Raw genomic sequence first — 15,038 nt, forward strand, 5'->3', positions numbered from 1 at the left:
AAAATAGCAACCATAAAGGTATACTATTCATATTCGCAACATGATTATACACCTTTATTGTTGCTTTGTAAATAATAAAGGAGGATTTTTACATGAATCAAAATAATATAGAAAAGGACTTATTATTATATAGACTAAGAGAAATTGAAAACGAGGATATGAGGTTAAAAATTGAAGAATTAAGATTAGGATATGAAATAGGGGTAATTAATTATGATGAAAAGGTTCAAACATCAATCAAATGTAAAAACAATGATTCTGCTATGAATAAAATTGAAACGTTAGAAAAGAAAATAAGAATTAACGAAATTGCTAATAAAAGAGTAGATAACATTTTATCCATGTTAGAACCACATGAAAAAGAAGTAATTAAAATGGTATTTATAGAAAAAAAGAGTATTTCCCAAACAGCTAATGAATTGTATAAGAATAGAAAAAGTATAAAAAATACTATAACAAAGTCATTTGAAAGATTTAATAAAATATATAAATAAATATAAAGGTGTTCGTCATGAACACCTTTATATTGTATACAAAAAAATATTTGTAAAACAATGCTTTACAAATAAAACAATGTGGTATAAAATGAAAATATAAAAATTGGAATTTAACAAAGAAAGGAAAGTGATAAGATGGCAACATCAATAAACGTAAGATTATCAGACGAATTAGAAGAAAAATTAAAAAGTACAGTTGAAGAAGTGAAAAAGAAAACTCCATTAGGTGCAGAAGTCAATAATTCAACAATAGTTAGAGGTGCATTAGAAGACTTTATTAAAAAAATTGAAAATGAAGAAAAAGGAATAAAAACAGTTTCTTATAATTTTTCAGAACTTGAAAATGAAGAAAAAGAACTTGAAGTATTAAGAGATTTATTAAAAGACATGTCAAATGCTTTAGGAGATGTTAAAAATTCAGATAAAGGAACTGCTAAATATTTATTATCAATGGTTTTATCACAAATACAACTTCATTATTTACAAGAAAAAACAAAATTTCTGTAAAGAGAAGGTGAAACAATGGATTTTAAGAAATATAAAGAGTATAAAGCAGAACGAAGCAAACTATTAAATGAAGCACAAACAATAATGAGAAAAGTTAATGAAAAAAATCAAATGACACAAGCAGATCAGGAGAAGGTCGATAGTTTATTCAATCAAATTGATAAACTGGATAATGAAAATAAAGAACTTGATAAAAAATATAAAAGTGATTTTGAAAATTATATCAATTCATTAATTGACCCAAATGAAAGTGCATTAGAACAAGCAAATAGAAGAGCATTGGAAGACAACCACAGGGTAACAGATATATATTCTAAAAGTGTAGATATAAAAAATGGTGTGGTAATAGATTCAATAGGTGATTCAATAAGGGGGGAAAATAAAGTGTCAAACTTATTTTTAAACAAGGCTGATAAATTAGCAGATAGAGTTAGTGTATCAGATGAAAGGACAAAAGAGTTATTAAATCAAGATGGAGCATTAGGCACAGTAATAAAAGGAATGGTTACTGGAAAGTGGAGTAATCAAGAATTTAAAAATATAGTAACTACAACCTCAACGGGTGTATTAATCCCAGAGGTTCTAAGTGCGAACATAATAGATTTAGCAAGAAATTTATCATTATTTACAAATGCAGGTGTTCCAGTAGTTCCAATGGAAAGTAATAACATGACAATTTCAAGGGTAAAAACAGACCCAACCTTTGCATTTAAAGCAGAGGGAACAGAAGGGGCAGAAGGTTCTTTTGAACTAGATAGTGTAGAGTTAAAAGCAAAAACAGTTTACGGATATGCTTATGTATCACTTGAAAGCATAAATTCAAGTACAAATTTAGATCAAATAATAAGACAAGTATTTGCCCAAGCAATGGCAAATACAATAGATAAAGCATTTATATATGGTCAAGCAAATGCAGACAATACAGGCTTTGAAACATTCGCCCCAGGGGGAATAATGAACGATAGTGCAATTAATTCAATATCAGCAACAACTGGTGGTGGCTATGATGATTTTATAAAGGCTATCAGCAAAGTAAGACAAGCAAACGGGAATCCAACTGCATATGGTATAAATGCTGAAACAGAAGAATTATTGAGCCTATTAAAGACAAATGACGGTCAATATCTATCAGCACCAAAGGCAGTAACAGACTTACAACAAATAGTAAGTAATCAATTAAAGTATGACACCACTAATGGTAGTGACTCCTTAGTATTTGACCCAATGGCAATGTTAATAGGTATTCAAAATAATATACAAATCAAAATAATTGAAGATACAGAGTGCCTAAAGAAAGGTTTGATTGCCTTCCAAATATACAGTATGTTGGATTGCAAGACAACAAGACCTAAGCATATATGCAAGATTACAGGCATTAAATAAGCCTTTCAATTTTAATAATTTAATTATATAAAAGTAAAGTCATTGCTATTAAGTAATGGCTTTATTTTGAAAGTGTGGTGATAAGATGAAGGTATATGCCATTACAGATAAATCAAAGATACAGGAATGTAGGGAGTATTTAAACTACAGAAGCGAAAGAGATATGATAATGTTTGAATTGGGAGTAAAGACCTTATTAAGAATATCAGATATATTAGCCTTAAAAGTAGTGGATGTATATGGTAAGACTACAATAAGGAAAAGGCAAATAAAAACTAAAGAAGTCATTGAGATACCTATAAGAACAGACTTAAAGAAATTATTAGATAAGTATTGTAAGTGTAAGCCTAAATATGATTATCTAATAAAGAGTAGAAAGGGAAGGAATAAACCAATAACTAAGACACAGGCATATAGAATATTAAATGATATGGCTGAATACCTAAACATTGATAGGATAGGAACACACTCATTAAGAAAGACAGGAGCATATCACATATACAATGATACTAAGGATATAGACTTTGTCAGAAGAATGTTAGGGCATAAGAGCAATGAAGAAGTATTTGCATATATCTATAGTGGCTTAAAGAGTGATAGGGAATTAATCAATAAGGTTAAGTTTTAATTTATTCTATTGAATGTAATACTCACAGACTTTTATACATTCAAAATATATGAGTATGGATAAGCATAGTAATAAAGGGATATAGAGGGCAATTAAGTCAATGTAATAGTTCCTAATAGAAATGATACATTCAATTACCAATTTAAAGGGGAGTTAGTATGGATATAAAGTTAATATCTGATAATAAAACAGTAAATATTGAGCATGAAATAATTAATAAGAATAGTGGAACACATTATATTAATGTAGATGATAGACAAGAATTAGGTAATGAATTAGATAGACTTTATAAGAAAGGTATATTTGATAAATATAAAATGTCATATACGTATACTGTACATGATGATTACATTGTATTTCTTTTATATAAAACATTTGAGTTTATCATATAGCCCCCCCATAAAAGAAGTGTGGGGTCAGTCTTTGGAGACCGTATAGTGGACAACAATTTTCCTCCAAACGAAATTTTGAAATTAAAGGGGGGCATTTTTAATAGGATTTGTAGAGATTTAAGAATATTTACTGGAATAAAGAAAAAGATATAATATTCTAGAAGGTTAAAGGGGATTGCATGGGGCTTATTCTCTGAAAATAAAGTAAATTAAGTAAGAAATGATTTAAATATAAAAAGTATGTAGAATTAGTTATATCAATGGTTAATGAAGAATAGTACAAGCTATAAAAAACTATTAAAAAGTGTGATTATATTCCTTCACGCTCTGCCATTGTATAGAAATACTTAATCATGTAAATAAGATTAAGTATTTTTTTATTTTGCTGAAGGATGATTTATTCAGTGTGCAGTTTTTTGAATAATTCAAGGAACAGCTATATATCTATAATTTAATAAGAATGATCAATTATTTTATCCAAGCTCCATCAGCACCTAATGTATAACCATCAATTACTGTATCAGATAACATGTTACCTGATGCAGTACAATAGTACCATGTTCCATTATCATTAATCCAGCCAGTTTTCATAGCACCTGATAGATCTAGATAGTACCAAGTTCCGTTGTCGTTTATCCATCCTGTAGCCATGATACCATCAGATTTTAAATAATACCATGCACTACCATCTTTTAACCAGCCAGTCTTCTTAGTTCCGTTTTCTAAATAACTCCAAGTATTATCACTATTTTTTGTCCAACCATTTGTAGCAGCCGTGCTTACTGTAGCAGCTGCACCTGTAGTTGCAGTTGTGCTTGTAGCAGTCGTTGCTGTACCAGTAGCAGCTTTTGGAACGTTTATAACGGAATAAATATCTTTATCAGGACTCCAAAGAACTACCTTTGTGTTACTACAAGTAGAGATATTGTTTAATCCAGCGTCTACCTTAGCAAATTTTATAAAGCTATGATCTCCATCCCATGTCATAATATATCCGTCATTTGTGAAGTATGGTATTCCACCAGCATCAGCAATACTAGCTGAGTCATAGTCTGAGCTATCTTGATCACTAATATCTAAATAATTGAAACTATTTTTATGTGATGGTGTAACTGTTTCAGCTTTTATGGTACCATTTGCTCCTAAGAAACTGCAAAGAGCTTTAGCACTAGCTTTCATTTTGCCGCCATTTTGTAATGCTAATAAAGAACTAGTTTGATCCACACCTTTTTTATCAGCAACAAAATAAATTGTTGAATCCTTAGAATATTTTATACCATCTACAGTATCTGAAGCAGCAGTTTTTGAGAATGATTGAAGCACTGGAATAGTTCCGTTAACAATATAATCAACCTTATCTTTAGCATCGCCTCCGAATGTAAGATTATCCGCAGCAGTTACAGGTGAGTATGTGTTTCCATGATCGGTGCTTTTGTATATTGTGAGTTTTGCCCATCTGTAAACAGTATCACCGACTTCAGCAATATACCCTTTTCCTTCTTGAAGAACAGCTTTTATTTAATTCATAATCTTTTAAGTCATAAGAATCCTTAGTATTATTTAGAGTAACTGAAGCTCCAGTATCTATTTCTAGGTATTTATTCATTAATTCATCTGTCATAGTAGAATTGGTATCAACATCATCTAACTTATTATATTTTCCATCGTCAGATATCCAATAGTAAGCTTCATCAGCACCATTTACCTCCCCATCAATAAAGATATCATTTCCTTTTGCTTTAGCACTATAAGTAGTACCATTCTGAGTGTCTACATTTTGAACATCAGCAGCATATACTGGAACAAGAGATATAATTGAAGCAGCACAAGCCATTAAGCCTGTAAATTTTGTAATTCTTTTAATCATATTGTATTCCGTCTGGCAAATTTTTTATAATTTTTTTACTATATAGAAATATCCTTTCTTCTTTAATTAATTGGAAATTAATATGGTGATGTACATATAAACATATACTTATAATCCTTAATAATTAAAGAAGATAAATCAGGAAAAACATTACTTAATTCCTTAAAGTATTTAATTAAAAAAGAAAATATTTCAATTACGTATCAAATTATACAATAAAGAGTAAATTTCGAATACATATAATTACATTTTTTAACATAAAATTAAACTGCATTAAATATATGTTAAATTTAATGCAGTTTAATTTTTATTTATAAGAATTCAATTTTATTGATTACTTTTGATTCCAATCTGTTCGCCAAGAAGAACCTTACATTCAAAGCCACATTTTGATTGTTCTATAATATCACTATCTATTTTAACAGAATCTTTCTCAAAAAATAATATAGTTGTTGAACCTCCAAATTTAAAGTACCCTTTTTCATCACCTTTATTTACTTCGTTACGAGGTGAATAGGTTTGGATTATTGAGCCAACGCAAGTAGCACCAACTTCTATGTGTAATATATCTTTAAAATTATCTGATTTAAATAGTGACCATTCCCTCTTGTTTTCACAAAAAAGTTTTGGAATAGCCTTTAATGCTATTGGATTTACCGAATAATAATGACCTTTAATAGGATGATTTTCATAAGGAATACCTGAATCTACAAAATGAAACCTATGATAATCAGTAGGACATAACCTTAAGATGACACATACACCGCTACTATATTTGCTTGCAATAGTATCACTATCTATTAATTCTCTTAAGCTGTAAGTTAAACCTTTAATTTGAACTATATTATCTAAATCAATATTTTCATAAGCAGTAATCCTTCCATCACCAGGAGAAATTAAAATATTTTTATCTTTATTTATTGGTCGAGCCTCAGAAGTTAATTCTCTAGTAAAAAAGTCATTAAAAGAAGCAAATTCATTGATCTTTTTTTTCGACATAGTCATATCAATATTAAAATTCTCGATAAATGATGGGATTTTATTTGAACTAAATTTCGTATCACAAAACATTCCGTATATTTTAGAAAAAAATTTTTTCTTAGCAATAAGCTCAGTTATATTTTTGCCAATGGGAGATTCATATGTCCATTCAATATATTTCTTTCCAGCAACAAGTTCCTCTTCGTAAGATTTTGTGGTTCTATTATATACTTGAATCATAAATACAATTGTCAGAACTTTATAAGCGGAGATAGAATTCTATCCAGGTTTATAATGTTACAGTTATGACAAGCATCCTCCATTTCTTATTTTTATTTATATTTTAACTAATTTTTATGTATATTAATTTATATTAGTTAAGATATTCTTACAATAAATTATGTGTAACAGACATAATTTATTTTTTAGATTACTATTAATTTTATCATATATCATAAAAAATTCAAAAATAAAATTGAACTAAGTATTGGTAGTAGTAAAAAAGTGATAAAGTGTATAATAATGGTGATATAAGAAACCAGATGATATAATATTACTAGCATTTTTATGTAAATTCATAAACAGGAAATGAGGAAAAGTATTATGAACAAAACAAAAAACTTAATATTTGAATCTGCAATAAAAATATTTTCTGAGTCTGGTTATAGAGGAGCTACAATGGATGATATAGCTGCTAATGCAGGCTTGGTAAAGGGAACTTTATACTATCATTTTAAAAGTAAAGAAGAAATATTTAATTTTATTGTTGAGGAAGGACTTCAAATATTACAGGATCAAGTTGCTAAAGTTCAGGTAATGAATGTTGGCCCAGTAGAAAAGTTAATAAGTATATGCAGAATACAATTAACATTTTTATATGGTTATACTAGTTTTTTCAAGGTAGTGATGAGCCAATTGTGGGGAACAGAAGACAGACAAAATCAATTACGCAGTAAAATAAAAAAATATATAGATGAGATTGAAGTAAATATAAAGAGTGCTATGGAAATAGGAGTAGTGAAAAAAGGTGATACTGAACTTTTAGCATTTCAGTTTTTTGGATCATTATGTTCATCTGCGATATATGAATCAATACATAATGAGAAAATAGATTTAGAGACCATTATAGATTGTACAATAAAATTTACGCTAAATGGATTAGGAGTAAGTGTTTAATTAAATTTAATATACTAGATGCTAATTAAGTTCACAATATAAAAAATAAGAAGCTATTTTGCAACAGCTCCTTATTTTTTTACTATTTATTATTAGAATTACTAAATTCTAAATATTCATCGAAGGTCATAGTTCTATCAACTATAGATCCATCGTCTTTAATATCTATAATTCTATTAGCTATAGTTTGAACAAATTGGTGGTCATGAGAAGCAAATAGTATATTACTATTAAAATCTTTTAAGCCGTTATTCACAGCTGTAATTGATTCAAGATCAAGATGGTTAGTAGGTTGATCTAACATTAATACATTTGCATTTGAAAGCATCATTTTAGATAACATACATCTAACCTTTTCTCCTCCAGATAATACATTAGATTCTTTTAAGGCTTCTTCTCCTGAGAATAACATTCTGCCTAAGAAACCTCTAATATAACTTTCAGATTTTTCTTCAGAATATTGTCTAAGCCAATCTACTAAAGAAAGATGACAATCATCAAAGTATTTTGAATTATCAGCAGGGAAGTAAGCTGTAGTTATAGTTATTCCCCATTTAAATTCTCCACTATCTGGCTCTATTTCTCCTGATAAAATTTTAAATAGTGTAGTTACAGCTATTTCATTACCAATAAGAGCAATTTTATCTCCTTTGTTAGCCATAAAACTTACATTGTCTAAAACTTTAACTCCATCAATAGTCTTAGATAAATCTTTAACCATTAAGATGTCATTACCAACTTCTCTTTCAGGTTTGAATCCTACAAAAGGATATTTTCTGCTTGATGGTTGTATATCATCTAAGGTGATTTTATCTAATAATTTTTTACGAGAAGTAGCTTGCTTAGATTTAGAGGCATTAGCGCTAAATCTTGCGATAAAGTCCTGCAATTCTTTAATCTTCTCTTCTTTCTTTTTGTTTTGGTCTTTTGACATTTGAAGAGCTAATTGGCTTGATTCATACCAGAAATCATAGTTACCAACATAAACCTTGATTTTTCCAAAGTCAACATCAGCCATTTGAGTACAAACTGAATTTAAGAAGTGTCTATCATGGGACACAACTATAACAATTCCATCAAAATTACCTAAAAAGTCTTCTAACCAGTTTACGGCTTTTAAATCTAAGCCGTTTGTAGGTTCGTCTAGAATTAATATTCCAGGATTACCAAATAAGGCTTGAGCTAAAAGAACTTTAATTTTTTCTCCACCAGTTAATTCTGATACATTCTTAAAATGAAGTTCAGTTCCTATTCCAAGTCCTTGTAAAAGTGAAGATGCTTCAGATTCTGCTTCCCAACCATTAAGTTCGGCAAATTCTCCTTCTAGTTCAGAAGCTTTAATTCCATCTTCATCAGAAAAATCAGGTTTAGCATATATAGCATCTTTTTCTTTCATTATTTGATATAATCGTTCATTCCCCATTATTACAGTTTCTAAAACTTGAAAATCATCATATTTATAATGATCTTGTTTTAAAACTGACATTCTTGTATTTGAATCAATTATAACTTCACCAGTATTAGGTTCAATTTCACCTGAAAGTATTTTTAGAAAAGTACTCTTTCCAGCTCCATTAGCTCCAATAACTCCATAACAATTTCCAGGAGTAAATTTAAGGTTGACATCCTCAAAAAGTTTACGTCCACCAAATCTTAGACTAACATTTGATACGTTTATCAATCTTTTTCTACCTCATTTCTTTTAGTTTGTAATTATTATAATACAATGCATAATTAAGGAGAGAACTTATAAAAATAAGCTTTTGTTATCAAAAGTATTTTCTCCTTAATTATGCATTGTATAAGTAGGTTCGCTCCATGTTGCTTATTATATCATACAATTAATAAATTTTACATTTATAAGTATTACTATAAAATAAAAATTTTGTATTAATACTTATAAATGTATTATTTAGAGTTATTTGAATGATTAAAACATTCATCTATTATTTTTTCACTCATACGTCTATAGAGATTACTCATGCTAACATATGCGCAAATGAGTAAGAATTTTTCTTCATAGTCACCTAAAATATTATTCTCATTATTTATTATTTGTTTTATATTGTCATATATTTCATTAGAAGAAGAGTCTAGGTCTTTTAAGTTTAAGTCATATATATCAAGAAAAGATTGATATAAATCATATAATGGATAATCTTGATCATTTTCAAACGAATCAACTATAGGTGTTAAAATTGTCTTTATATCAGTTAACGATAACGCACCTTTTAGATTATAGATTAAGCTCATTAAAATTAGATGATTTTTAGTATACTTTTTATTTTTAATTTTCATTAATAAATTGCCTTTAGCATAATTATTAATCATGGTTTTAGTAAGAACTTTATCATCATCATTTCTTTTAGTATAGTTTAACTTACTTTCAAATAGCTGCATTACTTGATCCATATACAAATCAATTTCTGGGAAATCATCTAAACTAATATTCTTTGATGATTTTTGAGAATTTATATAGTTTTCAATATTAAAGTCATTCATAAGATTTCACTCCTTACATAGTAATAAAAACTATGTTTTCTACTTATAATTTCAATATTAATGGAATAAGGTAGATAATTCAAGCATTTATGGGTAAAATACTAATAAGAAGTGAAAATTAAAGAAAAATAACTTTTGCAATATTGATGTAGTTATGGAATAATTACTTATATATCATGATGTAGTTATTAAAACTACATGTAAAATAAGTGGGAGGTTGAAATGGAGAAATATTTAAGAGAACCTATTAATGGATTAACTCATTTTATTGGCGCAGTATTATCACTTTTTGCTTTGATTGCTATGTTGGTTAAGGTGTATGAGAACGAAGGATCTCCTGTTACCTTAGGATCAGTATTGTTTTTTGGTGTAAGCATGATTTTATTATATAGTGCATCAGCTACGTACCATTCAGTTATAGCTAATGACAAGGTAATAAAAATGCTAAAGAGATTAGATCATTCAATGATATTTATTTTAATTACAGGATCGTATGCTCCATTTTGCCTAGTTGCATTGAGTGGTAAAGTAGGATTTAATTTATTTATGGCAGTAACAATATGTGCAGTGGTAGGTATAGCATTTAAGTTATGCTGGGTAACTTGTCCAAGATGGCTAAGCAGCACAATGTATATAGGCATTGGATGGTTTGCAATTATTGTTATATACCCAATGGCTCAGGTACTACCTATAGCAGGTTTAATATGGTTAGTAGCTGGAGGCTTAATGTACACAATAGGTGGAGTAATATATGCATTAAAATCTGATAAAATAAGAATATGGTTATTTGGAAGACATGAGATATTTCATGTGTTTATTATGCTGGGAACACTTTGCCATTTTATTTGTGTATTTGCATATATTCTTTAGAAATAAAAAATAAAGATGAAATTTCATATTTTCTTTAATTAGAGAATAAAAATATATGAAGGACTAAAAGATCAATAGTTGTATCTTTTAGTTCTTTTTATGTAATCCTAAGAAAATAAGCATTAAACTCACTTGATAAGATATATTAGGTATAGTAAGATAAAACATAAGAAATAAATATGCTTTTGAGGAGATGTAGAAATGGGCTTTCGTCAAAAATTAAAAGATGCAAAAAGAATAGTAATAAAGGTAGGAACATCAACATTAACTTATGAGAATGGGAATATCAATTTATGTAGAATTGAAAAATTAACAAGAATTCTTTCTGATATAGTTAATTCAGGAAAACAAGTTACTCTTGTGACATCAGGAGCGATTGGTGTTGGTGTAAATAAGTTAAAATTGAAAGAAAAGCCCGAAAGCATAAGAGAGAAACAAGCAGTAGCAGCAGTAGGACAATGCGAGCTTATGCATATATATAGTAAATTTTTTGGTGAATATAGTCACATAGTAGGTCAAGTTCTTCTTACAAGAGATGTGGTAGAAGATGATCATATTAGGGAAAATGTATGTAACACATTTGAAACATTATTGGAGAAAAATATAATTCCAATAGTAAATGAAAATGATACAGTCTCTATAGATGAAATAGAAAATATAGTGAGATTTGGTGATAATGATAATTTGTCAGCAATAGTATCATGTTTAGTTAATGCTGATTTATTAATAATATTATCTGATATAGATGGATTCTATGATTCAGATCCAAGAAATAATGATAATGCAAAGTTATTAAGTGAGATTCATAAAATAACTCCAGAGTTAGAGGAATGTGCTGGAGGAGCTGGTTCAAACTTAGGTACTGGCGGAATGATTACAAAGTTAACAGCTGCTAAGACAGCTACACAATCAGGTGTAGATATGGTTTTAGCTAATGGCAGTGAACCAGGTATAATATTAGATATTTTAAATGGTGAAGAAATAGGAACGTTATTTATATCTCAAATAAAAAAATAGGGGGCCGAAAAATGAGCGAATTAATAATGATGGGGCAAAAAGCAAAAAATGCATCTTATGAATTAGGCGTTGCATCAACAAAAGAGAAAGATGATGCATTAATATTCATGGCAGATGAACTGCTTAAGGCAAAAGAAGAAATAATTAAAGCTAATAAGATAGACTTAGATGCTGCAGAAGCTAAAGGAATGTCAAAAGCTATGCTTGATAGATTGGCATTAAATTATGAAAGAATTGAAGGTATGGCAGATGGTTTAAAGGACGTTGTTAAGCTTCAAGATCCAGTGGGAGAAGTTATTTCAATGTGGCAAAGACCAAATGGATTGCAAATAGGTCAAAAAAGAGTTCCTCTTGGGGTTATTGGAATAATTTACGAAGCTAGGCCTAATGTAACTTGCGATGCTGCAGGACTTTGTCTAAAAACAGGAAATGCAGTTATATTAAGAGGTGGCAGTGAAGCAATTAATTCTAATAAGGCTGTAGTGGCTGCGTTAACTAAAGGAATTCAAAGATCTGGGTTACCTGAAGGCTGTGTTCAACTTGTTGAAGATACTAGTAGAGAAATTGTAAATGAAATGATGAAGTTAAATGAATTCATAGATGTTCTTATTCCAAGGGGTGGAGCTGGTTTAATTCAAGCAGTTCTAAAAAATTCTACAGTTCCAGTTATTGAAACAGGAATAGGTAATTGTCATATATATGTTGATGAAAATTGTGATTTTGAAATGGCAAAAAATATAACAGTTAATGCAAAAGCATCTAGGCCTTCAGTTTGTAATGCCGCAGAAAAGTTATTGGTAAATGAAAAAATAGCAAAAGAGTTTTTACCTATAGCTGTTAAAGCACTAAGGGAAAATGGAGTTGCAATTAGAGGCGATGAAGAAGCACAAACTATAATTGATGATATTGAAAAGGCCAATGAAGAAGATTGGGGAAAAGAATATTCAGATTATATAATGGCTGTAAAAATAGTTAAAGATGTCAATGAAGCAATTGAGCATATTAATAAATATGGAACAGGACATTCAGAGGCTATTATAACAGAAAGCTATAAAAATTCTCAAAAGTTTCTACAAAGAGTTGATGCAGCAGCAGTATATGTAAATGCTTCAACAAGGTTCACAGATGGAGGAGAATTTGGTTTTGGTGCTGAGATTGGTATAAGCACTCAAAAGTTACACGCTAGAGGTCCTATGGGACTTAAGGAATTAACAACAATAAAATATATAATTTATGGAAATGGACAAATCAGATAAGTGATTAAATTTAAATATAAGGGTATCTTTAAGGAATACTCTTATATTTTTATATATAGCGTTAATATTGGAAGATTATAAAGAGAGGTAAAATATGAAGTTTAACGTAAACAATCTTTCTTATTATACAAAGTTATAGTATAATTTCAATATGAAAACGTATCAAAAATATTAAAAGGGGATGACAATCTATGAAAATTGCTTTAATAGCACATGATAAAAAAAAGGAAGAAATTATTGAGTTCTCAAAAAAGTATAAGGATATACTTGCTAAGTATGAATTAGTTGCTACAGGTACAACAGGAAAGAAAATATCAGAAGCAACTGGGCTTGATATAAAAAGATATTTATCTGGACCATATGGTGGAGATCAACAATTAGGTGGACGTATTGCTGAGGGAAAAATTGACTTAGTAATATTTTTTACAGATCCATTAACTGCTCAACCTCATGAACCAGATGTAAATGCTTTACTTAGAGTTTGTAATGTACATAACGTTGCAGTTGTTACTAATGTTAGAACAGCTGAACTAATAATTAAAGAATTTTAAACAATGGACATGCTATAACATATAAATTTGGGTATGTATAAACATAGAATTAATAGTTACTTTAATTTAAGAATTATTAATTCTATTTTTTATGCTCATTTTAGGCACTATTAAATAAATAACAAGTCCGCTTGCAATGCTATTTTGGACTCGTTATTTATTTTCATGTGCCTTAATGAAATAATTGAAGATCATAAAAATAATTTTTTGATGAATCATATATCTGTATTAAGTGTTTTTATATATAATTGTATCAGCTAAATAAAAAGTATTAAGAAGAAGGTAAAATATGAACAATTTAAGTAGATATACACTAATAACTGGTGGTAGTGAAGGAATAGGTTTTGAATTAGCAAAGCTTTTTGCAGCAGATAAAAATAACTTAATTATAGCTGCCAGAAATAAATATAAATTAGAAAATATTAAGAATAGCTTAGAAAAAGAATATGGAATAAGAGTAGAAGTAATAGAATGTGATTTGTCTGTGGATAAAGCTTGTGAGAAAATAATAGAATTTGTGGAAGAAAAAAATTTCATTGTGGATAATTTAATTAATAATGCTGGCGTGGGAAGCTTTGGTTTTTTTCATGAGTCGGAAAATGGTTTTGAAGAAAAATTAATAAATGTAAATATTATTTCATTAACTGTACTTACAAGATATTTTATAAAAGATATGGTTAGTAGAAAAGAAGGCGGAATATTAAATGTAGCATCTACAGCAGCTTTTATTGGTGGACCTAAGATGGCTATATATTATTCTAGTAAAGCATATGTTTTATCGTTAACGGAAGCACTTCATGATGAAGTTAAAAGTTTAGGAGTAAGAGTGAGTTGTCTTTGCCCAGGACCAGTAAAGACATCATTTCAAGAAAAATCGGGAATCAAAAAGTCAGAGGTATCAAAGAAGTATTTGATGGATGCGAGTATAGTCGCTAAAGAAGCATATTTAAAGTTTCTTAAGGGGAAGGTAATAATAATTCCAGGACGTAAAAATAAATTATTGATTTTTTTAAATAAATTAATACCGAGAGCTTTAGGAAGATGGATAATATTAAAGAATAATAATTAATGTCATGATAAGTTTTATGTGATTGAGCATTTATATGATAGTAAGTTAACGTATCTTTTTTAGATAAGTGTATTAATATAAATATTATTGAATATAATAGAAAGATGATTATAACGTATTATTTAAGAATCTACATATAACTAAAATAATTCATAGCGTGAATAAAAATTCAAATTAATGCATTTTTATACTTTATCTAATTAAGTTTATGTGATAATATTGATATAAGAAATGAAAATTTGAAAATTATTTATTTTAATAAATGAAGATTATTAGAACTATATTAAATATTAAACTATCCTTAATTTATCTTGACATAGCATCGCCTATCAACTAGAATAG

General features: G+C 28.6%; 16 protein-coding genes. 11 read left to right on the forward strand and 5 right to left on the reverse strand.

The window, feature by feature from the left end:
* Nucleotides 1-92: 92 nt before the first annotated feature.
* The 5 genes from CDLVIII_RS01355 to CDLVIII_RS01375 all read left to right on the forward strand — a co-directional run bounded on the left by CDLVIII_RS01355 (nucleotide 93) and on the right by CDLVIII_RS01375 (nucleotide 3,407).
* Nucleotides 93-494: a hypothetical protein gene (locus CDLVIII_RS01355; protein ID WP_009167676.1), complete on the forward strand. Its 402-nt coding sequence runs from the start codon at nucleotides 93-95 to the stop codon at nucleotides 492-494.
* A 138-nt stretch (nucleotides 495-632) separates the two neighbouring features.
* Nucleotides 633-1,004 carry a hypothetical protein gene (locus tag CDLVIII_RS01360; protein ID WP_009167677.1) on the forward strand — a complete coding sequence of 124 codons (372 nt, stop codon included), beginning with the start codon at nucleotides 633-635 and terminating at the stop codon, nucleotides 1,002-1,004.
* A 15-nt stretch (nucleotides 1,005-1,019) separates the two neighbouring features.
* Nucleotides 1,020-2,387: a phage major capsid protein gene (locus CDLVIII_RS01365; protein ID WP_009167678.1), complete on the forward strand. Its 1,368-nt coding sequence runs from the start codon at nucleotides 1,020-1,022 to the stop codon at nucleotides 2,385-2,387.
* An 85-nt stretch (nucleotides 2,388-2,472) separates the two neighbouring features.
* Nucleotides 2,473-3,015, forward strand: coding sequence for a tyrosine-type recombinase/integrase (locus CDLVIII_RS01370; protein ID WP_009167679.1), 543 nt, complete (start codon nucleotides 2,473-2,475; stop codon nucleotides 3,013-3,015).
* Between the two features lie 158 nt (nucleotides 3,016-3,173).
* Nucleotides 3,174-3,407, forward strand: a complete 234-nt coding sequence (locus tag CDLVIII_RS01375) for a hypothetical protein (protein ID WP_009167680.1) — start codon at nucleotides 3,174-3,176, stop codon at nucleotides 3,405-3,407.
* Between the two features lie 468 nt (nucleotides 3,408-3,875).
* On the opposite strand, the gene CDLVIII_RS31780 is transcribed toward CDLVIII_RS01375, so the two are convergent.
* From CDLVIII_RS31780 to CDLVIII_RS01390, 3 genes are all read right to left on the reverse strand, one after another.
* Nucleotides 3,876-4,730, reverse strand: coding sequence for an N-acetylmuramoyl-L-alanine amidase family protein (locus tag CDLVIII_RS31780; protein WP_035301630.1), 855 nt, complete (start codon nucleotides 4,728-4,730; stop codon nucleotides 3,876-3,878).
* Between the two features lie 154 nt (nucleotides 4,731-4,884).
* Nucleotides 4,885-5,274, reverse strand: coding sequence for a hypothetical protein (locus tag CDLVIII_RS31785; protein ID WP_035301631.1), 390 nt, complete (start codon nucleotides 5,272-5,274; stop codon nucleotides 4,885-4,887).
* 327 nt (nucleotides 5,275-5,601) lie between these two features.
* Entirely contained in the window at nucleotides 5,602-6,495 is an 894-nt protein-coding gene (locus CDLVIII_RS01390) for a phosphatidylserine decarboxylase (protein ID WP_009167681.1), read from the reverse strand.
* Between the two features lie 363 nt (nucleotides 6,496-6,858).
* Here CDLVIII_RS01390 and CDLVIII_RS01395 point away from each other — a divergent pair, with 363 nt between their 5' ends.
* Entirely contained in the window at nucleotides 6,859-7,431 is a 573-nt protein-coding gene (locus tag CDLVIII_RS01395; RefSeq protein WP_009167682.1) for a TetR/AcrR family transcriptional regulator, read from the forward strand.
* 82 nt (nucleotides 7,432-7,513) lie between these two features.
* On the opposite strand, the gene CDLVIII_RS01400 is transcribed toward CDLVIII_RS01395, so the two are convergent.
* Together CDLVIII_RS01400 and CDLVIII_RS01405 are read right to left on the reverse strand one after the other, a co-directional pair.
* A complete protein-coding gene (locus CDLVIII_RS01400; protein ID WP_009167683.1) occupies nucleotides 7,514-9,112 on the reverse strand; it encodes an ATP-binding cassette domain-containing protein in 1,599 nt (532 codons plus the stop codon).
* A 227-nt stretch (nucleotides 9,113-9,339) separates the two neighbouring features.
* On the reverse strand, nucleotides 9,340-9,933 hold the full coding sequence (locus CDLVIII_RS01405; RefSeq protein ID WP_009167684.1) for a DUF1836 domain-containing protein: 594 nt from the start codon (nucleotides 9,931-9,933) through the stop codon (nucleotides 9,340-9,342).
* A 222-nt stretch (nucleotides 9,934-10,155) separates the two neighbouring features.
* Here CDLVIII_RS01405 and CDLVIII_RS01410 point away from each other — a divergent pair, with 222 nt between their 5' ends.
* The 5 genes from CDLVIII_RS01410 to CDLVIII_RS01430 all read left to right on the forward strand — a co-directional run bounded on the left by CDLVIII_RS01410 (nucleotide 10,156) and on the right by CDLVIII_RS01430 (nucleotide 14,696).
* Nucleotides 10,156-10,803: a hemolysin III family protein gene (locus tag CDLVIII_RS01410; protein WP_009167685.1), complete on the forward strand. Its 648-nt coding sequence runs from the start codon at nucleotides 10,156-10,158 to the stop codon at nucleotides 10,801-10,803.
* 201 nt (nucleotides 10,804-11,004) lie between these two features.
* Nucleotides 11,005-11,820, forward strand: coding sequence for a glutamate 5-kinase (proB, locus tag CDLVIII_RS01415; RefSeq protein ID WP_009167686.1), 816 nt, complete (start codon nucleotides 11,005-11,007; stop codon nucleotides 11,818-11,820).
* Nucleotides 11,821-11,831: 11 nt separating this feature from the next.
* On the forward strand, nucleotides 11,832-13,076 hold the full coding sequence (locus CDLVIII_RS01420; RefSeq protein WP_009167687.1) for a glutamate-5-semialdehyde dehydrogenase: 1,245 nt from the start codon (nucleotides 11,832-11,834) through the stop codon (nucleotides 13,074-13,076).
* 191 nt (nucleotides 13,077-13,267) lie between these two features.
* Complete coding sequence (gene mgsA / locus CDLVIII_RS01425) at nucleotides 13,268-13,627, forward strand: methylglyoxal synthase (RefSeq protein WP_009167688.1); 360 nt, start codon at nucleotides 13,268-13,270, stop codon at nucleotides 13,625-13,627.
* A gap of 289 nt (nucleotides 13,628-13,916) precedes the next feature.
* On the forward strand, nucleotides 13,917-14,696 hold the full coding sequence (locus CDLVIII_RS01430) for an SDR family NAD(P)-dependent oxidoreductase (RefSeq protein WP_009167689.1): 780 nt from the start codon (nucleotides 13,917-13,919) through the stop codon (nucleotides 14,694-14,696).
* Nucleotides 14,697-15,038: the final 342 nt, after the last annotated feature.

This window comes from Clostridium sp. DL-VIII (assembly GCF_000230835.1).
GTDB lineage: Bacteria > Bacillota > Clostridia > Clostridiales > Clostridiaceae > Clostridium.

Coding starts and splice junctions, on each gene's coding strand:
- proB (WP_009167686.1), top strand. CDS start 11,005: ATGGGCTTTCGTCAAAAATTAAAAGATGCAAAAAGAATAGTAATAAAG.
- CDLVIII_RS01390 (WP_009167681.1), bottom strand. CDS start 6,495: ATGATTCAAGTATATAATAGAACCACAAAATCTTACGAAGAGGAACTT.
- CDLVIII_RS01355 (WP_009167676.1), top strand. CDS start 93: ATGAATCAAAATAATATAGAAAAGGACTTATTATTATATAGACTAAGA.
- CDLVIII_RS01360 (WP_009167677.1), top strand. CDS start 633: ATGGCAACATCAATAAACGTAAGATTATCAGACGAATTAGAAGAAAAA.
- mgsA (WP_009167688.1), top strand. CDS start 13,268: ATGAAAATTGCTTTAATAGCACATGATAAAAAAAAGGAAGAAATTATT.
- CDLVIII_RS01395 (WP_009167682.1), top strand. CDS start 6,859: ATGAACAAAACAAAAAACTTAATATTTGAATCTGCAATAAAAATATTT.
- CDLVIII_RS01410 (WP_009167685.1), top strand. CDS start 10,156: ATGGAGAAATATTTAAGAGAACCTATTAATGGATTAACTCATTTTATT.
- CDLVIII_RS01405 (WP_009167684.1), bottom strand. CDS start 9,933: ATGAATGACTTTAATATTGAAAACTATATAAATTCTCAAAAATCATCA.
- CDLVIII_RS01365 (WP_009167678.1), top strand. CDS start 1,020: ATGGATTTTAAGAAATATAAAGAGTATAAAGCAGAACGAAGCAAACTA.
- CDLVIII_RS01430 (WP_009167689.1), top strand. CDS start 13,917: ATGAACAATTTAAGTAGATATACACTAATAACTGGTGGTAGTGAAGGA.
- CDLVIII_RS01375 (WP_009167680.1), top strand. CDS start 3,174: ATGGATATAAAGTTAATATCTGATAATAAAACAGTAAATATTGAGCAT.
- CDLVIII_RS01370 (WP_009167679.1), top strand. CDS start 2,473: ATGAAGGTATATGCCATTACAGATAAATCAAAGATACAGGAATGTAGG.
- CDLVIII_RS31785 (WP_035301631.1), bottom strand. CDS start 5,274: ATGATTAAAAGAATTACAAAATTTACAGGCTTAATGGCTTGTGCTGCT.
- CDLVIII_RS01420 (WP_009167687.1), top strand. CDS start 11,832: ATGAGCGAATTAATAATGATGGGGCAAAAAGCAAAAAATGCATCTTAT.